This window comes from Streptococcus sp. 1032 (assembly GCF_013277015.1).
In the GTDB taxonomy this organism is placed as follows: Bacteria; Bacillota; Bacilli; order Lactobacillales; family Streptococcaceae; genus Streptococcus.
In genome coordinates this window covers 23913-49972 of sequence record NZ_VMMD01000004.1, presented here as the reverse complement: position 1 = coordinate 49972, position 26060 = coordinate 23913, and the positions used below count along the sequence as shown (strand labels likewise).

Annotated in this window: 20 protein-coding genes; 1 reads left to right on the top strand and 19 read right to left on the bottom strand. The window is 42.2% G+C overall.

The window, feature by feature from the left end; genetic code table 11:
* Positions 1–5: 5 nt before the first annotated feature.
* The 4 genes from HT711_RS01095 to HT711_RS01080 are packed head-to-tail and all read right to left on the bottom strand — an operon-like array spanning position 6 to position 4010.
* Positions 6–830, bottom strand: a complete 825-nt coding sequence (locus tag HT711_RS01095; RefSeq protein ID WP_173249690.1) for a PTS system mannose/fructose/sorbose family transporter subunit IID — start codon at positions 828–830, stop codon at positions 6–8.
* Positions 817–1722 (bottom strand): PTS mannose/fructose/sorbose/N-acetylgalactosamine transporter subunit IIC, encoded by a 906-nt coding sequence (locus HT711_RS01090; RefSeq protein ID WP_000617016.1) that lies wholly within the window; start codon positions 1720–1722, stop codon positions 817–819. Before HT711_RS01090 ends, HT711_RS01095 begins: the two co-directional genes overlap by 14 nt.
* A gap of 27 nt (positions 1723–1749) precedes the next feature.
* Positions 1750–2226 carry a PTS system mannose/fructose/N-acetylgalactosamine-transporter subunit IIB gene (locus HT711_RS01085; RefSeq protein ID WP_173249689.1) on the bottom strand — a complete coding sequence of 159 codons (477 nt, stop codon included), beginning with the start codon at positions 2224–2226 and terminating at the stop codon, positions 1750–1752.
* Positions 2223–4010: a beta-galactosidase gene (locus tag HT711_RS01080; RefSeq protein WP_173249688.1), complete on the bottom strand. Its 1788-nt coding sequence runs from the start codon at positions 4008–4010 to the stop codon at positions 2223–2225. Before HT711_RS01080 ends, HT711_RS01085 begins: the two co-directional genes overlap by 4 nt.
* Before the next feature lie 347 nt (positions 4011–4357).
* Between HT711_RS01080 and HT711_RS01075 the strand changes: the two genes are divergently transcribed.
* On the top strand, positions 4358–5074 hold the full coding sequence (locus tag HT711_RS01075) for a GntR family transcriptional regulator (protein WP_173249687.1): 717 nt from the start codon (positions 4358–4360) through the stop codon (positions 5072–5074).
* A gap of 259 nt (positions 5075–5333) precedes the next feature.
* Here HT711_RS01075 and purB read toward each other — a convergent pair whose 3' ends face one another.
* The 15 genes from purB to comA all read right to left on the bottom strand — a co-directional run bounded on the left by purB (position 5334) and on the right by comA (position 25951).
* Positions 5334–6629: an adenylosuccinate lyase gene (gene purB, locus HT711_RS01070; protein ID WP_000610726.1), complete on the bottom strand. Its 1296-nt coding sequence runs from the start codon at positions 6627–6629 to the stop codon at positions 5334–5336.
* A gap of 698 nt (positions 6630–7327) precedes the next feature.
* Positions 7328–9052, bottom strand: a complete 1725-nt coding sequence (locus HT711_RS01065; protein WP_173234178.1) for an Abi family protein — start codon at positions 9050–9052, stop codon at positions 7328–7330.
* A gap of 43 nt (positions 9053–9095) precedes the next feature.
* A complete protein-coding gene (gene purK / locus HT711_RS01060) occupies positions 9096–10169 on the bottom strand; it encodes a 5-(carboxyamino)imidazole ribonucleotide synthase (RefSeq protein ID WP_173234177.1) in 1074 nt (357 codons plus the stop codon).
* On the bottom strand, positions 10156–10647 hold the full coding sequence (gene purE, locus HT711_RS01055; RefSeq protein WP_173234176.1) for a 5-(carboxyamino)imidazole ribonucleotide mutase: 492 nt from the start codon (positions 10645–10647) through the stop codon (positions 10156–10158). The genes purK and purE overlap by 14 nt, the downstream gene beginning before the upstream one ends.
* Before the next feature lie 192 nt (positions 10648–10839).
* Positions 10840–12102 carry a phosphoribosylamine--glycine ligase gene (purD, locus tag HT711_RS01050; protein WP_173234175.1) on the bottom strand — a complete coding sequence of 421 codons (1263 nt, stop codon included), beginning with the start codon at positions 12100–12102 and terminating at the stop codon, positions 10840–10842.
* A gap of 121 nt (positions 12103–12223) precedes the next feature.
* Positions 12224–13771, bottom strand: coding sequence for a bifunctional phosphoribosylaminoimidazolecarboxamide formyltransferase/IMP cyclohydrolase (gene purH / locus HT711_RS01045; protein ID WP_173234174.1), 1548 nt, complete (start codon positions 13769–13771; stop codon positions 12224–12226).
* A gap of 1 nt (position 13772) precedes the next feature.
* Complete coding sequence (locus tag HT711_RS01040; protein WP_001045459.1) at positions 13773–14474, bottom strand: hypothetical protein; 702 nt, start codon at positions 14472–14474, stop codon at positions 13773–13775.
* The gene (gene purN / locus HT711_RS01035; RefSeq protein ID WP_173234173.1) at positions 14471–15037 is read right to left on the bottom strand and encodes a phosphoribosylglycinamide formyltransferase; all 567 of its coding nucleotides are present in this window, start codon (positions 15035–15037) and stop codon (positions 14471–14473) included. The genes HT711_RS01040 and purN overlap by 4 nt, the downstream gene beginning before the upstream one ends.
* Complete coding sequence (purM, locus tag HT711_RS01030) at positions 15034–16056, bottom strand: phosphoribosylformylglycinamidine cyclo-ligase (protein WP_173234172.1); 1023 nt, start codon at positions 16054–16056, stop codon at positions 15034–15036. The genes purN and purM overlap by 4 nt, the downstream gene beginning before the upstream one ends.
* A 39-nt stretch (positions 16057–16095) precedes the next feature.
* The gene (gene purF, locus HT711_RS01025; RefSeq protein ID WP_057488099.1) at positions 16096–17538 is read right to left on the bottom strand and encodes an amidophosphoribosyltransferase; all 1443 of its coding nucleotides are present in this window, start codon (positions 17536–17538) and stop codon (positions 16096–16098) included.
* Positions 17539–17631: 93 nt separating this feature from the next.
* Positions 17632–21357 (bottom strand): phosphoribosylformylglycinamidine synthase, encoded by a 3726-nt coding sequence (locus HT711_RS01020; protein WP_173234170.1) that lies wholly within the window; start codon positions 21355–21357, stop codon positions 17632–17634.
* 56 nt (positions 21358–21413) lie between these two features.
* Complete coding sequence (locus HT711_RS11475; RefSeq protein WP_079211609.1) at positions 21414–21557, bottom strand: phosphoribosylaminoimidazolesuccinocarboxamide synthase; 144 nt, start codon at positions 21555–21557, stop codon at positions 21414–21416.
* Between the two features lies 1 nt (position 21558).
* Positions 21559–22266, bottom strand: coding sequence for a phosphoribosylaminoimidazolesuccinocarboxamide synthase (purC, locus tag HT711_RS01010; protein WP_173249686.1), 708 nt, complete (start codon positions 22264–22266; stop codon positions 21559–21561).
* A gap of 169 nt (positions 22267–22435) precedes the next feature.
* The gene (comB, locus tag HT711_RS01005; protein WP_173234168.1) at positions 22436–23785 is read right to left on the bottom strand and encodes a competence pheromone export protein ComB; all 1350 of its coding nucleotides are present in this window, start codon (positions 23783–23785) and stop codon (positions 22436–22438) included.
* A gap of 12 nt (positions 23786–23797) precedes the next feature.
* Complete coding sequence (gene comA / locus HT711_RS01000) at positions 23798–25951, bottom strand: peptide cleavage/export ABC transporter ComA (RefSeq protein WP_173249685.1); 2154 nt, start codon at positions 25949–25951, stop codon at positions 23798–23800.
* Positions 25952–26060: the final 109 nt, after the last annotated feature.

The window sequence follows — 26060 nt, the reverse complement described above, 5'->3', positions numbered from 1 at the left end:
AAAACTTATTTAGGTCCCATTCCAAATGCAAAGTGACCAAGGGCAGAAAGACCTACTGCAAGAGCGATAATGATACCGATAGCTTTAGTAGAAGTCATACCTTTCTTACCAAGCAACCAGAAGATAAAGGCAGTAAAGATTGCTGGAAGCAAACGTGGGAAGATTTGGTTCAAGATGTCTTGGAAATCAATCATCTTTTCACCGATTGGCAACTTGTAAGAAATTTCAAAGTTGATCATTGTTGCTACAAGAGCACCCATCATGAAGACACCAAGTACAGATGCAGCGTCAATCAAAGCTGTCAAGGTACTTTGCATGTTATTGATAAGGTTAACCCCTTCTTTGTAAGCAAATTCCAACTGTTTCCAACGGAAGATGTCATAGGCAACTGCAACTGCGATCCAAAGGAAGATACCCCAAGGTTGGCCAGCGATAGCCATAGTTGCTGCGACTGACCCCATGATAGCAGGTACAAGCGAACCAAAGATTGTATCTCCAAGAGGAGCAAATGGTCCCATCAAACCTGTCTTGATACCGTTAACGGCATCTTTTGAACCTACACCATCTTTTTCTTCCATGGCAAGGTCAAAACCAGCGATAATGGTGTGGAAGAATGGTGAAGTATTGAAGAATTGAGTATGAACTTTCATCATTTCTTTCAATTCAGGGGTTCCATCACCATACATTTTACGCAATTGTGGCAAGATCATGTACAGGTAACCAGAAGCTTGCATACGTTCGTAGTTCCAACCTAATTGGAAAGTAAACAAGCTACGTTTGTTGATTTGATTAAAATCTTCTTTTGTAAGTTTGTAATTAGAATTCGTCATCTTCGATTTCCCCACTTTCTGATGGTGTAGAAGGTGCTGCCACAGCTACTTTTTGGCTATTTTTGAAGTGAAGCACTGCAAGGAAGATACCTACGATAGAAATACCAATCATAGACAATCCTTTGAAGTTGTTCACGAAACCAATTTTTTCAGCAACATCTTTCGGTAGAGTGCCTACGATACCAGCAACAGCGCCACCAAGACCTGTTACATATGAGTAAAGAACAGTCAACATAGCTGTCAAACCAAATCCCATAGCAAGGTAGTGAAGGTTACGTTTAACTGGAAGGTAACGAAGCAAGATTGCAAATCCAAGACCTGGAAGCATACGTCCTGCGAGTGTCAAACCATCTGCAACCCATTGGTATTTTGTAACGAAATCTACTACGTGTTGTACAAATTCACCACCAAAAGCAAGCGCAAAGAAGACTGGAAGGGCACGAGACAAAGCCCAAGGAATCGCACCAAGTAGGTAGTTGCGTTCAATACCTTTATAGTCAAAGCGTTCGATTGCAGCATCCACACGGTGAGCAAAGAAAGTAGTTGTCATACGTCCAAGAACGTCGAAGTATGTCAAGAGAGCTGCTACTGGCACAGCGATTGTTGTAATCGCAAGTGCTGTATCAATTCCTTGTGAAACAGAGAAGGCTGTCGCAAGAACCGCACCAGAAGTTGCGTCGATACGAGAAGCACCACCGAAGGTACCAACCCCAAGAACGAATAGTTGCAAGTTACCACCGATAAGTAGACCAGTAGTAACATCTCCCATGATTAAACCAGTAATGAAACCAGCAAATACAGGGGAACCTGCAGATGAAACGATCGTCAACTCATCACAGATTTGATAAGCTGAGTACAAAGTGAGAAGTAAAATTTGCCACCATTGTATCATAACAATGACCTCCTAAAAAATTTTTTCCTATTTTAATAAGCTCAAAAAGTCTGAAATTGGATCATTTGGAACCATTTGAGCAGTAAGTTTAACACCTTTTTCTGCCAGTTTGTGGAAATCTTCCACATCCTTGTCTACTACGTTGATAGAACGTGTGATGGAGCGAGTTTCTGGTGTTTGAGACATATTCCCAACATTAAGGGTTTCAAGTGGTACACCTGCTTCAACCAAACCAAGGAAGCGGTCTGGTTTACGAGCCACGATAAAGAGACGTTGGCTATCGTATTTTCCAGCAAGAATATTGGCTGCCGCTTTTTCAATTGGCAAAATACTCAATTTTACACCTGGTGGTGTCGCAAGTTTCAAACCACTCTTTTCAACATCGTTGTAGACAACTTCGTCGTCTACAACCATAATGCGTGAAACATTTAGTTTTCCAGCCCAAAGATTGGCTACTTGTCCGTGGATCAAACGTCCATCGATACGGCATCCTACAATTGTCATAAGTTTTCCCCCTTTATGTGTTTTAGTGTAGGTTTACGAGTTAAATGAATCTCTTCTTTATATTGGCCCTCTGTTTCAAAGATGATGATGCGGTTGGCACCTTCCTTGAGATAGCTATGAGGAATATAAAGCGAGAGTGTTGGGCCGACGTTCCAAAAACGTCCTAGATTCTGCCCATTGACAAAGGCAACTCCCTTACCAAACTCAGACAAGTCTAGGTAAGTATCTTTGGGCTCTTGGACTGTAAAGTCATAAGCGTAAAAGGCTGGTTGTCCTTCTGTCCATCCTTTTGAAAAATCAATTTTCTCAGGATTATCTAGTGGGAGTGGATAGTGTTTCCAGTTTAGTAAGAAGTGCAAATCCTTACAAACCCCTGTCCGAATTCCCTTACGTTGCGTATCCGCTAAGAACTTATGCCCATAGTTGACACGCCCCATATTTTCTATCAATATGTCAATCCTAGATAACGCTTTCTTTTCGCCTTGATAGAAAATATCTTCCCCAATCTCTGTCTGATATTGGGTTTTAACCCACTGACCATCGACATAAAGCTGAGCCCTATCTCGACCGTCAATGATACGAAGTCTTTCTTCTTCTGCATCCCAGTTTGTTTCGGTTCGATAGAGTAGATAGCCATAGCTTTGTCCCAACTCCTCCATCTTTTTAGGATAGAGGCTTTCTACTGGACTTGACAAGCTATCCAGAGTTTCAAACAAGGAAACTTTTTCAACTAGTGGAATAGCATCCAACTCCATACTCTCTTTGTAGAGTGGTTCTAACTGCGGATACTCTGGGAAATGTGTTGCCATCATCTTCTTGACTGCCAAGTATTTGGCAGTTGGATTTCCTTCTTCATCCAGAAGAGCATCGTAATCATAAGATGTAACTTGTGGCAGGTCCAAAGTCCCTCGAGCTGAGCAACCATTCATGAAGCCAAAGTTTGTACCACCGTGGAACATGTAAAGATTGATGGAGCCTTGTTCCAAAACCTCTCGAACTGCATCTGCCAATTCCTTAGGATCCCGTGTGATAATCGGTTCTTTCCAACGATTGAACCAGCCATCCCAGAACTCCATACACATGAGCGGCCATTTCTTGCCATGTTCATCAAAGAATTCCTGCATCTGTGAAAAGTTGTAAGGTGCCTTAGAACCAAAGTTGCCTGTTACAAAGAGATCATCTTCAATTAAGGTTCCCGCTTTTAGAGTAGCTCTCCAAGGACCATCTGATGTAAAGAGAGGACAGGTTACGCCACGCTCTTCCATCAGCTGTCGAATGGCTCTCAGGTAAGCCTTATCTTCTCCGTAAGAACCATACTCATTTTCAACCTGCATCATGAGGATATTGCCACCATTGTCCAACAGATGTGGAACCAATCGTGGTAAGAGCTGATCATAATAGCGACCGACAGCCTCAATATAGGCAGGATCTGAAGAACGAATCCTCATGTCTTTGGTTAAGAGCCAAGCCGGCAAACCACCGAATTCCCACTCCGCACAGATGAAGGGTGACGGACGAACGATAGCGTAGAGACCCAAATCTTGTGCTGTCTGAAGAAACCTCTCCAAATCCAGAGCCCCTTCAAAGTTAAACTCGCCCTCACGAGGCTCGTGTAAATTCCAAGCAACATAAGTCTCTACCGTATTAAAGCCAAGAGCCTTCAAGTTATAGAGCGAATGATACCAATCTTCTGGAGGAACCCTAAAATAATGAATGGCGCCAGATAAAATCTTAAATGATTTTCCATCGAGATAGAAATCATCTCGTATCTCAAATCGTGTCATAAAACTACCTTCTGACCGCGAAAGTTTACGCTTTCATTTGTTGTTATAGCAATTATAAACCAATCTGTTTGAATTGTCAATAGAAATTGTCGGAATATTTGCTAGAATTTTACTATTATACACACGTTCAATTAGTTTCAAACATTTTCAGACCCATTTCAAACGCTCTTTACATTCAGAATATAGAACCTAAAATAATTTTGTATAAAATACATTTATAAAATACGAGCAATCCCTATATAGCTTAATTTTTCAAACTATTATTCTAATTTTTTATTCAAAAAACTACTATTTTTTTCGCTTTTATGGTAAAATTTTCTATGGAGAAGGAAAATAGAGGTAAAAATATGGCAATTCCCAAATATCAATACATAAAAGACGAATTAAAAAATAAAATCATCTCTGGGCAGTTTAGCAGTGGAGATAAATTTTACACTGAAGCAGAACTCATTTCAATGTACGATGTCAGCTCTATCACAGTTGTTCGCGCCTTAAACGACCTTGCCAAAGATGGCTATATTGTCCGCCAACAAGGAAAAGGAACCTTCGTTTCACGTGCACGCAAACACAAGCTCGTAGAGTTTTCAGATATTGAACTCTTTAATGCTAAAGATGATAAGGTAACTGTTCTTTCAATTGAACGCGGAAACAAGCTCGCTTACTTGGAAAAATTGGGTCTACGCGGCGATCAATTCTACTACAAGATTGAACGTATCCGCGAATCAAACGGTGTCGTTTATATCTACCATACATCCTACATCCCAGAACAATATATCAACGCAAATTATCCAAACCTTGAATACTATAGTTCTATCTATAACCGTTTCAAGTTAGACTACCACATTCACATGAATGATGAACACTTTGAAGAAATCAACGAAATAGTCTTTCCAACTCCAGAACATGCGGCTTCAGTCCTCGGAGTCGATGAACAATTCCCTACTGTCCTACAAACTAAAATCACCAAACTCGAATCAACTGGCCAAGTTTTAGAATACAGTGAAACTTACAAACGATCTGATTACTACAAGATTAAATTCATCTCATGTGACCGTGATCACTAAGAAGAAAGCCTGAGCCTAATCGCTCGGGCTTTTTCTATGATTATTATATGATATAGCAGATTGAAATAGAATATGGACAAATCGATTAGGAAATTCAAATCAATTTCTAGTAATATTTTAGAAGTCACAGTATACTATTCTACATTCAACATATTATAAAATATTGGTTATTTTTTTCAAAAGCACTTTAATAAAAAAGAAAAATCGAAGTTCTGCTACTCCTATAAATGGAGTGATAGAAATTCGATTTTTATTCTAATTATCCTAATCCTAGACGTTCAAAAATATCATCCACTCGTTTAGTGTAATAAACTGGGTTAAAGATCTCATCGATTTCTTCTTGTGTGAGGCGTGATGTCACCTCTGGATCTGCTTCTAGCAGTGGTTTGAAGTCTACTTGATTGTCCCAAGAATAGGCTGTTTTTGGTTGTACCAAGTCATAGGCTTGCTCGCGGGTCATGCCTTTTTCAATCAAAGTCAACATAGCCCGTTGGCTAAAGATAAGACCAAACGTAGAATTCATGTTGCGAATCATGTTTTCTGGGAAGACTGTCAAGTTTTTGACAATATTTCCAAAGCGGTTGAGCATGTAGTCAATCAAAATGGTTGTATCTGGTGTGATAATGCGCTCAGCTGATGAGTGTGAAATGTCACGTTCGTGCCAGAGAGCCACGTTTTCATAAGCTGTAATCATGTGGCCACGGATAACACGCGCAAGCCCAGTCATGTTCTCAGAACCGATTGGGTTGCGTTTGTGAGGCATTGCTGAAGATCCTTTTTGACCTTTGGCAAAGAATTCTTCCACTTCGCGTTGCTCAGATTTTTGTAGACCACGAATCTCAGTCGCCATACGTTCGATAGAAGTTGCGATGCTGGCAAGAACCGCAAAGTACTCAGCGTGAAGGTCACGAGGAAGGACCTGTGTAGAGATTTCTTGGGCACGGATACCCAATTTGTCGCAGACGTATTGCTCTACGAATGGTGGGATGTTGGCAAAGTTACCAACCGCACCAGAAATCTTACCAGCTTCCACACCAGCAGCCGCATGCTCGAAACGCTCGATATTGCGCTTCATTTCGCTGTACCAAGTCGCCAATTTAAGCCCAAAGGTTGTAGGCTCAGCGTGCACACCGTGGGTACGACCCATCATGATGGTGAACTTGTGCTCCTTGGCCTTGTCAGCGATGATGTTGGTGAAGTTTTCAAGATCACGACGAATGATGTCGTTGGCCTGCTTGTAGAGGTAACCGTAGGCAGTATCCACCACATCAGTAGAAGTCAAGCCGTAGTGGACCCACTTGCGCTCTTCGCCAAGAGTCTCAGAAACCGCACGTGTGAAGGCAACCACATCGTGGCGAGTCTCCTGCTCAATTTCCAAAATACGGTCGATGTCAAAGTCCGCCTTCTCGCGAATCAAAGCCACATCTTCCTTAGGGATTTCCCCTAACTCAGCCCACGCCTCATCAGCCAAGATTTCCACCTCAAGCCAAGCACGGTATTTATTTTCTTCACTCCAAATGTTCGCCATCTCAGGGCGAGAGTAACGGTTGATCATGATTTAAGATACCAAGGACGACCAGAAAGCGACTGAATTTTAGGGTCCCTCCTAGGATGCAAGCATCCTAGGAGGGGTATCTAAATTCCGAGCTTTCCGTCCGGGTTCAGTTACGCTGAAATCTGGTGTCCTTTCCTTTCTTTGTTTGTTTACAATTAGGAAGTACGGAGCCCGTATTTAGTTTTGGTGAATACGAGAACCCTTGTTCCTTTCTAACTGTTAAAGTTATTTTTTAAAACTACATTATTAACTTTTGTAAAAGTATGAACTTTTGCATCTCATTTGATTAATCGAAAATATTCTATTCAGTCTCGATTTCAATTATTTTGTCAACTATTGAAATTCCAATGAAAGCAATCCCCCACACAGTAGTTATATATTCAAATGAAGAGGAAATTAAACTAAAAAGTGTGAAAAAAATCAACCATAGATTTTCAAAAATAAAATATTTCTTATAAGTCTTCACTCCAACGTATTTGCACAATCTAAAAACAATATATGGAATTATCAATAAGATACTCAATAATATAGCGCCTAAAGCATTCTTATAACCTGTATAATACGATGAAAGACAATCTAAAACACAATTTGTTAAGGCAAACGCAACAAACGGATAGAACCAATTAAATATACTAAATATAAAACTTTTTAACGAATTCAATATATTATTACCTTTCTGAAATTAAAAACTGCTATACCTATGAAAACGTGTTCAGTATATCTAAAAATAGAAACTTCAACTTATTAAAATCTTCTATTTTAAATAACTGCTCAATCCCTTCATCAAATTCAACTTCTAAATTAGAATCCAACATGTTTATTAAAGTTTCTTTTGCATTAGAATTTTCCTTAAAGAAAATTCCAAAGTTTTCCCATATTTCTTTACACTCTGGCCAAATCGAGGACTTCATTGTATCATTATTTGGATGTTTGTTCGCAATATCTTCTAGCATTTGTAAATGCCAGCTTGCATTATCACTTAAATTAATTCGAACACTCTTCTTAAAATAAGTAATTTCATAAATGCTATTCCCGCTTGAACCCTTATACTCATAATCATGTTCTTTCACATAATCAAACATATTAATTGCTTGAGGAATTAAGGAAGTCAATAAATTCTTTCTATTTTTTTCATCTAAATCTGGGTGAAAGTGCACATCAATTATAACATTATCAAAATTAACTTTTTTATCATACTCGCCAAACACTTCCCTCAATTCATTTTTAAACTCTTCTTTTGAACTGCTATCTTGGGTTAAATAACAGACCATAAAATAAAAATAAACAAAAGAACGAAGAGTTTGGTTATTCAATATTTTCTGAGTCCAAAAAACCGCAATATGTTGAGGATTACTCACGTGACTTTTTAACATCAATTTAATCGGAGAACGAACTAAATGAAAGATACTCGTTTCTTTACTAGAATCTATATAAAAAGGATCTACTCCAAAAATATGTGAGTTTTCTTCTAACAAATAATTCGGATTATTCTTTTCATCAAGTATAGCTGATAAAAAAGAGTTCCCATGTGCAGAAATATTACGAACTAATTTTAATTCAGAAAGAAAATCACTAGTTTTTTCCCAATCAGTATTGACATCATCTTTAAAAGCACTATATTCATCATTAATAAATTTAATAAATACCAATAAATCTCCAACTGTAAATTGATCCAATAGCATATCTATAGGAGCAAACTCTAGCTTTGGAATTTCATCAGTTGTCGCTTCATATGGAAGACGTATATCTCCACTATCTCTCAACAAGTAATTTTTCCGCAAGCTTTTAAGAGAATTCTTAAGCAATTTTTTTAAAGTTTTATTATCACTGGAAATAGCCTTATCAAATAAATCAACTTCTGAGATACACAGTTCCGCAATTCTATTTTCAATTCTAGCCTTTATATTATCTTCAACAAATAGCACCCATTTCATAATAAACTCTTTAAATTTTTTATCATAATTAATTATATCCTGAAGATTAGTAATTGTGATTTGTTCCTCAATAAGATTACACAATACCAATATTTCATTAAATGTAGAATACCTCAGATTATTTCTTTTCAAATAATCTAACACTGAAATTTCATCGTGCAACTCAGGACATGGAGTAATTTTCAAATTTAATAACTGATAAAAATCTAACGAGTTGTCAATCGGTTCTGCTTTGCCATGATTAATTATAGTTATATTGGTAGCAAACTGTACTGGCTGACCTCGTACCAACAGAGTATTTTCGCTGTCACTACTTGATGGATAATCAATTAAAAAATCAACCTCATCACCAACACCATATTGAGATATATCGCTTGAAAAGAACGGCACACTCCTATTGACAGTATAAGCTTCATTCTCATTTTTTCGATTCTCATCAAAAGTTATAATTCCATAGTACGAAGATATCTTGCTTATAGTACCTCTCATATTATCTCCTATTCATTACTAACATTCAGTTTTGATGCTATGACTAGAACTCATCCACACTATCCGGCACATCACTAAACAAAGTGACATGTCCCATCTTACGGTTGTGCTTCGCTTCTATTTTACCATACATGTGGAGGTGGGCGCTTGGATTTTCTGTGACATATTTTTCAGCAACCTCTACGTGTTGACCGAGAACATTTAGCATGACTGCTGGTGCATGTAGTTTGATGTCTGGCAATGGCGCTCCGAGAACGCCTAAGATATGGGTATCAAACTGAGAAAAGTCGCAGGCTTCTATAGAGTAGTGCCCTGAGTTATGTGGGCGTGGAGCAATTTCGTTAACGATAATGTCATCAGCTGTCGCAAACATTTCCACGCAAAGAGTTCCAGACAAGTTAAGTTGTTCAGCGATTCGTAGAGCCATGGCTTTGGCTTTTTCAGCTAGACTTTCTGAAATGCGAGCAGGCACAATGGTTTTTGAAAGGATATTGTTTCGGTGGATATTTTCCTGAACTGGGAAAACCGTCACGTCCTTGCCATTTCCTGATACAATGACAGAAATTTCAAGGTCAAAATTGACAAATTCTTCCAAAACACAGTCTGCTGAATCGGCTAGTGCATTGGCTTCTTCCAAGTCTTCTGCCGAGCGAATGACCTTTTGTCCATGGCCATCATAACCACCTGTTGCCGTCTTGAGGACATAGTTTTTCGACAGGTCGATATCTGCCAAGTCTTGGCTAGAAGTCACAACCTTGTAAGGTGCTACAGTGACTTGAGCCTTGTTTGAGAGGAAGTCTTTCTCAAAGATCCGGTTTTGGGAGATGCGAAGCAGGTCGGTCCCTTGAGGGAGTTGCCCATCCTTGATAACAGCATCAAGACCGTCAGCATCTACATTCTCAAATTCATAAGTCAGGACATCGCAACGCTCAGCTAGCTGACGAAGGGCATCCACATCGTTATAAGGCGCCACAATGATTTCCGCCACACGAGAGGCTGGGCAATCCGCAGCAGGATCCAGCGCAATGACCTTGTGCCCCATATAGATAGTTGAGATCGCCATCATCTGACCCAGCTGACCGCCACCGATAATTCCGATTGTTTTAGATGAGCTCATTGGTAGACTCCTCTGCGATTTTTCCTTGTTCTTCTGCAAAATCTGCCAAAGCTGTCGCGATAGCTTGATCCTCTACTGAAAGAAGACGGAGGGCGAAGAGAGCCGCATTTGTCGCACCAGCTTCACCGATAGCCATTGTCGCAACAGGCACCCCACCCGGCATCTGAACGATAGAATAGAGTGAATCCACTCCACTAAGAGCACGAGATTTGACTGGCACACCAATGACTGGAAGGGTTGTTTTAGCAGCGACCATACCTGGCAAATGGGCTGCACCTCCAGCACCTGCGATGATAACCTTGATGCCACGACTACGAGCTTCTTCGGCATGTTGGAACATGAGGTCTGGTGTACGGTGGGCAGAGACAACTTTCTTTTCGTAGGCTAAACCAAAGCGGTCTAGGACTTCGGCAGTTTTTTGCATGGTTGCCCAGTCGGATTTTGAGCCCATGATGATGGAAATTACTGGTTTAGTCATAATTTTTCCTTTTTTCTTCTTTTTTGATAATGGTCTTAGGTGGTGGGGACGGAAGCAAACCTTCGGTTTCATTCCTAAACTTTGAGCCTAAAGTCTCAAAGTTTCCCCCGACCAGAACAGAAATTGTTCTGATCTTTTCACCACGGCGACCATTATCGTGTTTGGCGACTGCGTCGCTTTTTTCTTATACCTTTATCTAATTGCCTTGCTTCCGATATCTGTTCGGTAAAAGAGGCCTTCTGTGTTTTGTTGGGCGAGTTCTTGGTAGATGGTATCTTGAGCCTCTTTGACGGTATCTGCTGTGTTAACGAGCATATAGACACGTCCACCGTTTGATAGCAGTGCTCTGCTATTTGCCGCAAACTTAGCACCTGCATAGTAGGTGATAATGCCGCCATTGGTTTTTGCTGGCAATGCAACACCCTTTTCATATTCTAGCGGGTAACCCTTGGATGCGACAACCACACCCAGAGTCACACCCTTATCCGTCCAGGTGATGTTTGGCTCCTTGCTATCCAGAATATCTGTAATATTTTGTGCAAAGTCAGATGTCAAACGAGGCAAGATAATCTGTGTTTCAGGATCTCCAAAGCGAGCATTGAACTCGATGACTTTAGGACCTTCTGCTGTCAGGATAAGCCCTGCGTAGAGGATGCCAAGATACGGACGGCCTTCTTTGATCATCCCTTCAAGAACTGGCTTGACAATAGTCTCAACCGCTGTGTCAACTACACTCTGTGGCAAGTGTGGAACTGGCGCATAGGCACCCATACCACCCGTGTTAGGCCCTTTGTCACCATCATAGGCACGTTTGTGGTCTTGCGCTGTCGGCATGATATAGAACTTGTCGCCATTGACAAAGACAAAGAGTGAAAATTCCTCTCCTTCAAGGAATTCCTCAATAACTACACGCGCACCTGAGTCACCAAATTTATTGTCCAAAAGCATCTCGTGAGCTGCTTCGACCGCTTGCTCGACTGTCTCCGCAACGACGACACCTTTCCCAAGCGCCAAGCCATCCGCCTTGACCACGATAGGCGCACCCTGTTTTTCGATATAGACCTTGGCTTCCTCAAAATCCGAGAATGTGCCATAGGCTGCTGTCGGAACGCCATATTTGACCATGATTTCCTTGGCAAAATCCTTGGACCACTCCAGCTCCGCTGCCAATCTTGTCGGACCAAAGGCTTTGAGACCCGCTGCATGGAAATCATCCACGATACCAGCCGCAAGGGCGTCATCTGGCCCGATAAAGGTCCAAGCAATATAGTTGGTTTTTGCAAACTCAATCAATTTAGAATGTTCGGAAATGGAGATATTTACCAACTCCAAACCATCCAGAGTCATCCCATCATTCCCAGGAGCTACAAATACTTTTTCAACGTCTTTTGACTCAAGTAACTTCTTAGCAATCGCATGTTCACGACCACCTGAACCTACAACTAACAGCTTCATCTCACAACCTCTTTTGCGAATTATTTAATAACATTATACCATAAACGTTCGTTTTAATCTTATTTCACTCCGCATTTTTACGCAAAAAAGGAAAGAAACTGTTTTCTTCCCTTTCGTTTTCTTAATGTCTAAAATGTCTCACTCCTGTGAAGACCATGGTCAAGCCATATTTATCCGCAGCTTCGATAGACTCTTGGTCACGGACTGAGCCACCGGGCTGGATGATGGCCTTGATCCCTGCTTTGGCGATTTCTTCCACATTATCCGCAAATGGGAAGAAGGCATCCGAAGCAAGCACAGCGCCGTCAAGGCGGTCTTTGGCTTGGTCAACGGCAATACGAACAGAGGCCACACGATTAGTTTGACCTGGACCAACACCCAGTGTCATGTGGTCATTGGTTACAATGATTCCGTTTGATTTGACATACTTGATAGCCTTCCAAGCAAACTCAAGAGCTGTCGCTTCTGTCTCAGTTGGCTGACGTTTGGTCACCACTTGCCAATCAGCTGGGCTTTCTTTCACTACGTCTTGATTTTGCACAAGGAGACCACCAACTACACCTGTGTATTCTGCTTCCACTTCGCTGGCATCTTGAGCATCAAATGGTAAGGCAAGGATGCGCAGGTTTTTCTTTTTATTGGTCAAAATAGCTAGCGCCTCATCCGTATAGCTTGGTGCGATGATGATTTCAAGGAAAACGCCGTGCATCTTCTCAGCTGTCGCAGCATCCACCTCACGATTGAGAACAACAATTCCACCAAAGATAGACACTGGGTCAGACTCATAAGCGTAATCCCAAGCAGTCTCGATGTCATCAGCCTGACCGATACCGCATGGATTCATGTGTTTGAGAGCCACAACGGTTGGACGATCTTTGAAGTCACGGATGATACGAATGGCAGCATCCGCATCACGGATATTGTTGAATGACAATTCCTTACCGTTAAGCTGTTTAGCAGATGCAATCGAGTAGTCAGTCGGCAAGGCTTTTTGGTAGAAATCTGCATCCTGTTGAGGATTTTCCCCATATCGCATAGCTTGTTTGAGGTCATAGGTCAAAGTAAGCTTTTCAGGTTTGCTTTCGCCCACTTGAGCTGTGAAATACTCTGCAATCAAGGCGTCATAAGCCGCTGTGTGACGGAAAACCTTGGCTGCCAGACGTTGACGCGTTTCGTAAGAGGTTTCGCCGTTTGCTGCCAATTCGTCCAAAACCACTGTATAGTCAGCAGGGTCTACCACAACTATTACACTAGCATGGTTTTTAGCTGCTGAGCGAAGCATAGATGGACCCCCAATATCGATATTCTCCACAGCATCAGCGTAAGTCACGTCTGGTTTGAGAATGGTTTCCTTGAATGGGTAAAGGTTGACCACAACAAGGTTGATGAGCTCGATTTGATTGTCCTTAGCCGCTTCTAGGTGACTATCCAAGTCACGACGAGCAAGAAGACCCCCGTGGATATTTGGATGAAGGGTCTTAACACGTCCATCCATCATTTCTGGAAAACCAGTCACATCATCGATCGCAATGGTCTCCACCCCAGCATTGTCAAGGGCAACTTTTGTCCCACCTGTCGAGATAATCTCCCAACCAAGTTTTTTAAGTTCTTGGGCAAATTCAACAATGCCCGCTTTGTCTGAGACGCTGATTAAGGCGCGTTTAATCATGTTAGTTATCTTCCTTTTCTAATATCATATACTTCACTTCGTATAAAATATCTGTTAAATACACTTCTTTTGAAGCCTTTCCAAATACAGGATATTTAATAATTTTTTTAATCCCACTATCTATAAGTTTGATTAAAATTACCATTATAGCTACAATAATAATTATATTTCCAAACGTTTCGCCAGAAATGTTTGTTTTATCTTCAACGAATAATCTATTTAAAGCCAGAGTAATAGTTGCTGTTACCAAAACTTTCCCAATAGTACCTATAGCTTTAACTATATTTTCATATTTTTGTAGCTGACTATTTCTTTTCTCGCTTAAATCATTAACCAACATATCAGCGACTTCTTTAGCATTATCTCCGTAAAGATATTTCAATCTATACTTGACTTTATCACATAATTTAGTAAATTTACTAGGCACCCCAACTGAAACTTCATCAAATTTTATAGTATAAAATAAAACTAATACTGTAAAAATTATGGTAAGAAAAATAAGAATATTCCTCAAACAAACAAATTTAGGGAAAAATTGGAATACAATTGCAGCTCCTATGATAAACAGTATCCATAAGATAAAGTATATCATCAACCTTTGTCTCTCTTTCCGTATTTCAGGATAAAATTGTTTTTCATATTCATTAAAGGATGCTTCAAATTCTTTTATATTTTTCAACAAATCATCAACTACTTTATTCATAAAATTCTCTTATTTATCCTTTCCACTCCCAAACTATCCAGAACCTCCGGATACAACTTATACTCTGCTTCATGAATACGTTCTTCAAAGCTGGCTATGGTATCATCAGCTAGCCTTGGTACACGTACTTGTTTGATGACCTTTCCTGTATCCACACCTGAATCCACCCAGTGAATGGTCACGCCGCTCTCAGCAACGCCAGCATTCCAAGCATCCTCAATCCCATGAGCTCCTGGGAATTCTGGCAGGTAAGCTGGATGAATGTTGATAATCCGACCTTCATAAGCTGCCAGTAAAGTAGGCCCAACGATTTTCATGTAGCCTGCTAGACAAACCAAGTCAATCTGGTGCTCTTCCAAGAGTTCGACAAGGGCTGCTTCGTAGTCTGCCTTGCTCTCAAACTCCTTGAGTTCAAAAGCATAGGACAGAACGCCGAGCTTGTCTGCACGCTCGAGCACATAGGCGTCACGATGGTCTGAAAAGACAAACTCAACCGGAAATTCTTCGGCAATCACCTGAAAATTTGAGCCATTACCAGAGGCAAAAACCGCTATTTTTTTCATTTGATGATGACACTTTCGTTTTCTTTCTTGACGATGCGACCAATTTCATAGACTGGTTCATCCAACAATTCCTTGACACGAATTACATTTTCAGGGCTAACTGCTAGCATAAGTCCCACACCCATATTGAAGATTTCAAACATTTCTTCGTGTTTAATCTGACCGTATTTTTCAAGGGCTTTGAAAATCGGTAAAACTGGAACCTTGTCTTCCTCAATCTCAGCAGCCAAGTCAGCTGCAAACATACGAGGGACATTTTCGATAAAGCCACCACCAGTGATGTGGGCAATGCCATTTACCAAGCCTTCCTTGATAAGTGGTAAAACAGCCTTGACATAGATACGAGTCGGCTCAAGAAGAACTTCCTTGAGTTTTTTGCCTTCCAATTCTGGCAGGACTTCCTCACCTGTGTAATCCGCAAAGACACGACGGACGAGAGAGTAACCATTGGAATGAATCCCACTTGAAGCAAGTCCAAGAAGAACATCTCCTTCTGCCACCTTTGAACCGTCAATGATTTGAGATTTTTCAGCCACACCGACCGCAAAACCAGCCAAATCATAGTCATCTTCGCCGTACATGCCAGGCATTTCAGCCGTTTCCCCACCGATGAGGGCAGCGCCTGCCTGCACACAACCTTCTGCCACACCAGCAACCACTTGTTCTAGCTTAGCTGGTTCATTCTTGCCAGTTGCGACGTAGTCAAGGAAATAGAGGGGTTCCGCACCCGCAGCGATGATATCATTGACACACATGGCTACACAGTCCTGACCGATGGTATCGTGCTTGTCGTACTTGATAGCCAGCATGAGCTTGGTTCCGACACCGTCAGTCCCTGAAATCAAGACAGGTTCTTTAACACCTGTTTTTGAAAGGTCAAACATACCACCAAAGCCACCAAGAGCTCCCATGACACCTGCACGCTCCGTACGAGCCACGTGCTTTTTAATCCGTTCAACAACTTCATAACCCGCTTCAACATCCACACCAGATTGAGCGTATGCATTTTTATTTGCCATTTTATTTTTCCTTTTCTTTAATGGAGAATCTTCAGTAACTCACTTGTAAAAACTAGTCTTTTCTTCCAAACTTCGACGATAGTCTTCCTCATAATCGTAGAGAGGTGTTGGGTAGTCACCGTCAAAGTAAGCGACACAGAGACCACCATTTGGAGCATCTGTTTCAATACCAATCGAATCAATCAATCCCTCAACAGAAAGATAAGTCAGACTGTCCGCACCAATGATTTGGCGCGTTTCTTCGACCGTATGATTGGCCGCAATTAGCTCCTGACGGGTCTGGATATCAATCCCGTAGAAGCATGGATAAGCTAGCGCTGGACTACCAATAGCAACGTGAACCTCAGTTGCACCCGCTTCTTTCAAAAGCTGAACGATACGACGAGAGGTTGTTCCACGTACAATAGAGTCATCAATCATAACCACACGCTTGCCTTTTACAACACCAGAAACAGCAGAGAGTTTCATCCGCACTCCTTGCTCCCGCAATTCTTGAGTCGGTTGGATAAAGGTACGTTGGGTGTATTGGTTCTTGATGAGGCCCATTTCATTTGGTAGCCCGGACTCTTCCGCAAATCCCATAGCCGCGCTGAGGGAAGAATTGGGCACACCGACCACGATATCCGCCTCATGCTTGAATTCACGCGCCAATTGAGCACCCATACGTTTGCGAGCCGTATGGACATTGACACCGTGGATATTAGAATCAGGGCGGGCAAAATAGATATACTCCATAGAACAAATCGCCAACTGAGTATCATCTGTATAGTTGTCATACTGGATACCCTTGTCATCAATAATCACAATCTCACCTGGCTTCAAATCACGAATCCATTCAGCACCAATGACCTCAAAAGCACAAGTTTCAGAGGAAACAACCACCGCTCCGTTGGCCATTTTCCCGATAGAAAGCGGACGGAAACCATTGGGATCAAGAGCCGCAATCAACTTGTCTTCAAACAGCAAGATATAGGCAAAACCACCTTTAACTAGACTGAGCGCCTCCTTGATTTTGCCCATCAGACTAGGATTGTGGCTGCGACGAATGAGGTGAGCTAAGATTTCCGAGTCCGAAGTCGCACTGAAAATCGCTCCTCTATCTTCCAATTCTTTCTTGAGAGAGGCCGCATTGGTCAGATTCCCATTATGAGCCAAGCCAAACTGCATATCGTGAAACCGGAAGAGGAAGGGCTGGATGTTATCTACAGAAGCTTCGCCAGCAGTCGCATAACGCACATGCCCAATCGCACCAGTCCCCGTCAATTTATCCAAATTAGCAGGATTTCTGAAGACTTCTGATAAAAGCCCCATGTCACGATGGCGCTTCAATTGCCCCTGATCATTGGAGAGGATTCCTGCCCCCTCCTGACCACGGTGTTGAAGACTGTGGAGACCAAAATAGGTCAATTTAGCAGCATCTGGATGTCCCCAGATACCGAAAACACCACATTCTTCATTAAGAGATTTTACTTCGTATGTCATTTTATATACCTAATTTTTATTTGTGTAGCACCAAGAGCTAAATCTACATGACTTTTACATTACTGATACTATCTATTAGAAAATCTGCAAGTCTTATTTTCTAGTGAAATATTTAACCGCTGACGCGAACAGGTGCTGGTCTTTATTTCCTGGGATATTTTGGAAAAGACCTTCCTCATAACGTTCTGAGTGGCCCATCTTACCAATGATTTGGCCGTTCTTGCTGGTAATTCCTTCGATGGCATGGACAGAACCATTCGGATTGTACTTAGAGTCCATACTTGGTTTGCCGTTAAAGTCAACATATTGGCTAAAGATTTGACCATTGTCACGGAGCTCCGCAAATTCCTCAGCCGTCACGACAAATTTCCCTTCACCGTGCGAAACAGGAATAGCATGAATCTCACCAACTTCCACTCCAGCAAGCCATGGTGAGTTAGTATTGGCAATGCGAGTTTCCACCATCTTGGCCACGTGTTGGTTGGCATCATTGTAGAAGAGAGTTGGGCTAGTACTGCTGGCATCCTCGAAGTTTCCGTATGGAAGAAGACCTGATTTGACCAAGGCCTGGAATCCATTACAGATACCGATAATCAAGCCACCACGGGCGATAAAGCCATCAATAGCCGCACGCACTTTTTCATTGAGCAGGATGTTGACGATAAACTTGGCTGAACCATCTGGCTCGTCCGCAGCTGAGAATCCACCTGCAAAGAAGAGAATGTTAGCCTTGCCGATGTTGTCAACCATGGTTTCAACTGACTTGACAATAGCCTCTTCATTCAAGGTCACAAATGGCACCAAGTTAACCTCTGCACCTTCTTTTTCGAATGCCTTGGCTGAGTCATATTCTGAGTTGGTGCCTGGGAAGACTGGGATATAAACCACCGGTTTTTCAACCTTTTCTTTGGCTTTAATCACAACATCTGATGCCACAGCTGGTACTTCAGCCAATTCTTTCGCTTGTGCAAATTCTGTTGGGTAAACTTCTTCCAATTTGCCTTGAAAGGCACTGTCAAGTTTCTGTCCATCTAGCTTCACACCGTTGACAAGGAGTGTAAAGTCTGCACTTGTTTGTCCAATCTTCTCTACTCCAGCAATTTCTTCAGGTGATGTGAAGACAAATCCGCCCAATTGTGCTGTCAAAGAACTTTCAAGTTCAGGCAAGGTCACCTCTGCACCAATATGATTTCCAAAAGTAGCAAGAGCCAAACTTTCAACCACACCACCATATTTGACAGCTGATGCAGATATTACTTTGTGTTCAGCTTGGATGGCTTCAAATTGAGCAAAATTAGACTTAATCAAGTCAAAATCAATCTCTGCAGCAAGAGCTTGACCTGGGATATAGTAGATGTTTTCACCAGCAGTCTTGAATTCAGGCGAAAGCACCTTACGGCTATCTGCCGTTGTCACCCCAAAAGCGACCAAGGTTGGTGGCACGGTCAATTCTTCAAAGGTACCAGACATGGAGTCCTTACCACCGATAGATGGCAAACCAAGTTGGATTTGTGCTTCGATTGAACCTAGAAGAGCTGCTACTGGCTGACCAAAACGCTCTGCTTGTTTGTCCATGCGCTCGAAGTACTCTTGGTAAGAGAAGCGAGCCTTAGACCAGTTTGCACCAGCAGCAACCAAACGAGCAGTCGCTTCAATAACCGCATAAGCAGCACCGTGGTATGGAGACCATTCTGCTAGATAAGGGTTGAATCCTTGGGCCATGACTGACGCAGTATGAGTCACACCGTGTTGAACTGGCAACTTCTGCACAGAAGCCTCAGTTGGTGTAAGTTGGTAGCGACCACCAAGTGGGTGATTAACCGTAGAGCGTCCAACAGAGCAGTCAAAGATAGTCTGTAATCCTTTTTGACTCGCATGATTCAAATCAGATAGAACCGTAAGGGTATCTGCTTCAAGTGTGTCAGCGCTTGTTGTGCGTTCTTCTGGGAGTTTAGCATCCTTGTCTACAACCTTGGCATCAACGACTACGCGCACACCGTTTGTATCAAGGAAACGACGTTCCAAGTCTACAATGGTTTCACCATTCCAGTGCATAACTAGATTTGGTTTTTCTGTCACTGTCGCAACAACAATAGCGTCAATATTTTCTTTATTACATTCTGCAACGAAGGCATCTACATCCTTAGGACGAACCACGACCGCCATACGTTCTTGTGATTCAGAGATGGCAATTTCGGTACCATTCAAGCCTTGGTATTTAAGAGGCACCTTGTTGAGGTCGATTTCAAGACCGTCTGCCAATTCACCGATGGCTACACAGACTCCACCTGCACCAAAGTCGTTGGATTTCTTGATGAGACGAGTGACATCACCATTACGGAAGAGGCGCTGAATCTTACGTTCTTCGATGGCATTCCCTTTTTGAACCTCAGCTCCAGCAGTCTCCACGGACTCAACTGTTTGAACCTTAGAAGAACCTGTCGCACCACCGACACCATCACGTCCAGTCTTACCTCCAAGGAGAATAATCACATCTCCCGCTTCCGGTTTTTCACGGACAACATTGCCCTTGGGAGCTGCACCGACAACAGCACCTAGCTCCATACGCTTAGCAACGAAACCTGGGTGGAAATACTCACGAACGTAGGTCGTCGCAAGCCCAATCTGGTTACCATATGAAGAATAGCCATGGGCAGCTGTTTTAGAAATGACTTGTTGTGGCAACTTCCCAGCACGCGTTTCCGAAATCGGTGCTGTAATATCACCCGCACCTGAAATACGCATGGCTTGATAAACGTAGGAACGACCTGACAATGGATCACGAATGGCCCCACCGATACAAGTAGCCGCCCCACCAAATGGCTCAATTTCCGTTGGGTGGTTGTGAGTTTCATTTTTAAACATGAGGAGCCATGGTTCTTTCACACCATCAACATCCACTTCAATTTCGACAGAGCAAGCATTGATTTCATCTGACACTTCCATATCATCCAAACGTCCATTAGCACGCTCATAACGACCAAAAATAGTCGCCATATCCATCAAGGTTTGAGGTTTTTCAGAACGCCCCAACTCCTCACGCATGGCAATATACTTGTCATAGGTTGACTGCAATTGCTTTTGGAATTTAGAAGCTGAAAAGTCGATGTGTTTCAACTCTGTCTCGAAAGTTGTGTGACGGCAGTGGTCAGACCAGTAAGTATCCAAAACCTTGAGTTCCGTCTCAGTTGGCACGCGCCCGATTGACTTGAAATAGTCTTGGATAAAGAGCAAATCATCCACTTCCATAGCCATCCCTTGCTCGGCCTTGTAGCGAGCAAAGTCTTCTGCTGTATAGTTTTCAAAGAAAGTCAATTTAGGAATGGTCTTGTCCGACTCAGAAAATTCCTGCTTGGCAATCCCTGTCGTGATGTCCTTGAAACGAGAATCAACTGGGTTGAGCAGATAGTTCTTGACCGCTTCCAACTCAGTCGCATCAATATCTTTATTCACCAAGTAAAGTTGGGCTGTATTAACCGTTACATCACTCGAACTTCCTAGTAAAAGCAAGGCTTCCTGTGAAGATGCTGCACGCTGGTCAAACTGCCCTGGTAGGCTTTCAATCGCAAAGAAAGCATAGTTGGCAAGATCCGCCTGCACAGATACTTCATCTAAAACATGATCGGTTACCTGCTCAGAGAAGATGTGTTTCTCTGCAGGTGCAAACAAGTCCTCTGCCAAATCAAAGACATCATAAACTTGCACAATGCGAATACTTTTCAAAGTTGACAGTCCCAAGTTATGCTGGAGTTCTCTCACCAAACTCTCTGACTTAACCTGAAAATCAGCCTTTTTTTCAACAAAAATACGTTTATCCATCAATCCTTATTCCTTTATTTCAGCTCTTGCAATGTTCCCAAACAGCCTTGAAGTTGTTATTTCAATTCCTGCAACTTTTCCCAAACAATCTCATAAACGTCTGTTAGTTCTCCCAATCCTCTACGGAGTGAAAAGGTCTGGGGGACCTTTTCAGCCTGAGTCCTTTTAGTTGAGAGACGAAGGTTTTCCGTTGCAAACAGATTATTTCAAACCTTGCAACTTCTCCCAGACAACTTCATAAACGTCTGTTAGCTCTCCTAATCCCCTACGGAAAACATCCTTATCCATGTGGTTGCCATCCGCATCCCACAAACGGCAGTTATCTGGTGAAAATTCATCTGCTAAGATAATCTTGCCATCCTTGTCAAAACCGAACTCTAGCTTAAAGTCAATCAACTTAAGCCCAATCTCAGCAAACCAGCCTTTCAAGAGTTCATTGATACGACGGGTTTCTTCCTTCAAGTAAGCAATCTGCTGCTCATCCGCAATCTGTAGGAATTTCACATGCTCATCATTGATAAAGGGATCATCCAAATCATCATTTTTATAGTAAAATTCGACAATCGGAGTCTCAAATGCTATACCTTCGTCTACGCCAAAACGTTTTGAAAAGGAACCAGCCGTGTAGTTGCGAAGCACAACCTCGAGAGGAATAATCTCAACCTTTTTATTGAGTTGTTCCGTGTCTGAAAGCTTCTCCACAAAGTGAGTCGCCACACCAGCCGCATTTAATTTCTCAAAAATAAAAGATGAAATCTGATTATTCAACACTCCCTTACCTGCAATCTGCTCCTTCTTGACACCATTGAAAGCAGTCGCCTGGTCCTTGTAAGTTGAAATAATAAGATTTTCATCCTCAGTTGTATAGATATCTTTAGCTTTTCCCGAATAGATCAATTGTTTTGACATTTAAAAGTTCGCCTTTCGTATTACTTGAGCACATTCTACCATAAAAAACTTAAAATTACAAGAATTTAACCGAATAAATAGAATGATCATCTCAAAAATCGTAAAGAAAAAACTGCAAGAAGTATCTTTCTCACAGTTTTAAAATCATTTAACTCTAAAAACACGAACATTACTCTTTGTTCAAAAATTGATCCAAATAATAACGTAGGTAACTTTTCTTGCCCGTAATCATCTGTAGGCGGCCTTCCACCCCATATCGAAGTCTTTCAGCCTGCTCAACAGTCAGATCTGTCTCCGCCTCGATTTTAAAGAAATTCCCTTTTTCAGTCTTGGTAGCTGTCGCATCAATACTTGTAATAGTAGAATCTAGGAAAAGTTGATTATTGGCATCATGAGTCGTCGTATAGCGAACAGAATCACCGACCTTGATTCTTGCTACATCTTTTGAACTAAGATAAGCTGTTAGTTTAGCTTTCCCTTCTTTTTCCAAGGACGGATAGAGTTGGGCTAGTAGAGTCCCCTCTGCTACCATGGTAGAATCACTGGTCTCAGGATTAAGATGAAGCACCCCATCCTCACTCGCCGTAATTTTCCCCTTGTCTAAAAGATTTCCCTGTACCTTCTTACCTGACTCTGCTTCCAAGATTTTCTGGTCTAGAAGGATCAATTCCTGACCAACCTTTGCTAAGTGTTGGGATTTAAGGGACTCCAATTGACTGCTTAAGCCTGAAGCATAGGCTTGCTGGGTACCTGAACCTGCATACTGAACACGGTAAGTAGCAAGACTAGATTCTAACTGAGAAAGCTGTGCTTCAACCTGCGCAACTGCTTGTGCCTTAGCTTGCGGATTTTCCTCCCCCTGAGACTTGTAGGACTGGTAGAGAGAGTAGGCTAGATTCTGACTGGCCAAGGAAGTGCCTGTTTCAATAGCTGACTTAGCTGTCTGGTAATCGCGAATTTTAGCCTCTGTTTGGCTGATGAGGTTGCCGATTTCAGCTTGGGTTTGGCTAGCTGCTGCATTCTGGGACGCGATGGTCTCATTTTGTTGCGATGTACTAGCCCTAAGACTAGCCGCTTGGCTGAGGTAGTCGCGAAAGGTGGCTTGGTAGCCAAACTTATCCTCCTCTGGAAAGTGGTTCTCCCCTTCTTGCAGACTTTTTTGCAAATACTCCAATTGCTTTTTTTGATCCTTAAGCATGTCCAACTGACTAGCATAGGCCTCCGCTTGGACACCCTCTGACCCTTCCTGATATTGAACAAGAAGCTCCCCCTTCTTGACCAACTTATTTTCTTCCAAATGATTGACAAGAATACGATTGTTGCTAGTTGACTGGATATTTGCAAGGATTCGACTAGGCTCAACAGTAGCTCTAGTTGACAAACTCATCTCCTTCTCTGCAAATGTTGCAAAGCCAAGCAAAAACACGAGCAGAAGGAACATAGGTACAATCACTCGACTGGAAAAATTATGGTAACGACGATTATAAAACTCCGCACTTTCTAAAAATTCTGGTTTCATCCTCTCCTCTTTCTAGCTATTCACCAAATGGGCATAAAAGCCACCCTGTACAAGCAAATCAGCATGCTTTCCTTCTTCGACAATCTTGCCCTGATCCAAGACAACAACCTTCTCTGTCCGCTCTGCAATGGTCAAGCGGTGAGCAATGAAAATCAAGGTCTTGTCTAAAGCCATGAGATTATCTACGATCCGCTTCTCTGTCAAAATATCCAAACTGCTAGTCGCCTCATCCAAAATCAAGACCGGCGCATCTGTCAAGAGAGCACGCGCCAGAGCGATTCTCTGACGTTGACCACCTGAGATTCCTGCCCCATCCGAAGTCAATTCTGTCTGATAATTCAATGGCATGCGCTCAATGTCCTCCCGAATCTCTGCCAACTCGACCGCCCGTAAGATATCCTCTTGAGTCGTCCCATCCTTGGCTCCAAGGAGAAGATTCTCCAAAATCGTTCCGTTAAAGACATAGGGCTGTTGAGGCAGATAGTTGATATACTGGCGCAAGGCCTTTTTATCAATCTGATTGAGATTGACACCACCCAGACTAATCTCTCCCTGACTTGGATCATAAAAATTAACCATCATCTTAGCTAAGGTCGTCTTACCTGACCCTGAAATTCCCACAAAAGCCACCTTAGACCCTTGGGAAATGGTCAAATTGATATCCGACAAGACATCTCGACCATAGCCATACTTGTAGGAAACCTGCTTGAAAGTCATCTCTCCCTTCATCAAGCTCAAATCCTCAACTGTTTTCTTCTCCTCAAACTCCGAAGCTACTAGATAAACCTCATTTAGACGGTTATTGGCGACCTGCGCTGTCTGAAGTTTGGTTTGCAGATTGATGATATTTTCCAAAGGATTTGTAAAGTAAACCAGCAAGGTATTATAGGTAATCAACTGCCCCAAACTCATCTTGCCATCCATGACCAGAACAGCTCCCATCCAGAGAATGCCGACATTGAGTAAGAGATGGGCAACTTTTTTCAGAGCCTTTTGCTGACTCTCTGCCCGACTATAGGTAAAGGATTTTTTCAGATAATCCACAAATTCCTTGTCAATCTTTTGGTAACGCTGACTTTCACTGGTCAAAGACTTGATAGTCTCAATACCGTTGATGTCCTCAATGATAGAAGAAGACAGAACCGCATTGGCTTCCATGGTATCCCGATTCATCTTTTCAAACGGCTTCATAAAGGCAAAGATAATCACTGTATAGATAGGAAGTGCCAATAAGGTCATGAAAAAGAGATTGGTATTTTGTGAAAATAAAACAAGGGAGATAATGACAACCGTTGACACATCTAGGAAAATCGAAAGAATGGTCGAAGCCAGCGCATCGATGATACTGTTAGCATCTGTAAAACGAGACACGATTTCCCCTGTCCGACGTGTCGCAAAAAAGGACATAGGCAGGTGAAAAACATGCTTGATGTAGGACAAAATCACATCAATCGACAAACGTTGCCCCAAAACAAGTAAGAGATACTCCTGAGCATAAGACAAGATCTGCTGGAGAATATAAACGATAACCAATCCAATAGAAATAATCCCCAGCGTCGAACGCATCTGATCTGGCACATAGGTATCAATGATAGACTGCAGATAATAAGAACCCACAATGTTAATCAGGGTCACCAAAAGTGTCGCTAGGACGATGTTGGCAATCAAGCCACGCTGCTTCACTAATATAGGGATAAAAGAGAGCAAACCATTCTTTTGATCCTTATGAGGCTTGTAGTCTGGACTAGGTGCCATAAACAGAGTCACTCCTGTCCATTCTTCCGCAAAACGCTCACGTGGCAGTTTGGTCAATTTCACCCCAGGATCTGGATCGGCAATATGAATGCTATCCTTATCCTGCCCAGTCACCACATAGTAGTGGAGCAATTTCCCTTCCTTAAGCACATGGGCAACAAAAGGAAAAGTCAAATCTGGCAAGTTAAAAAGCGTCATATCCGCCTTAATGGCTCGCGTCTCAAAGCCAATCTCCTCTGCCACCTTGACCAAGCCCAAAGCCGTCGTCCCATCCATGGTCGTCTTGGCTAATTCTCGCAAGTGAGCCAAAGAATAGTAACTACCATAGTAGCCAAAAACCATGGCTAATGAAGCTACACCGCAGTCCATCTGATCCACCTGCGGACGATAGTGACGTTTCCCAAATTTCATATTCATCTCCTTTTTCCTATTACTCAATGAAAATCAAAGAGCAAACTAGCCGCAGGCTGCTCAAAACACTGTTTTGATGTTGTAGATAAGACTGACGAAGTCAGTCACA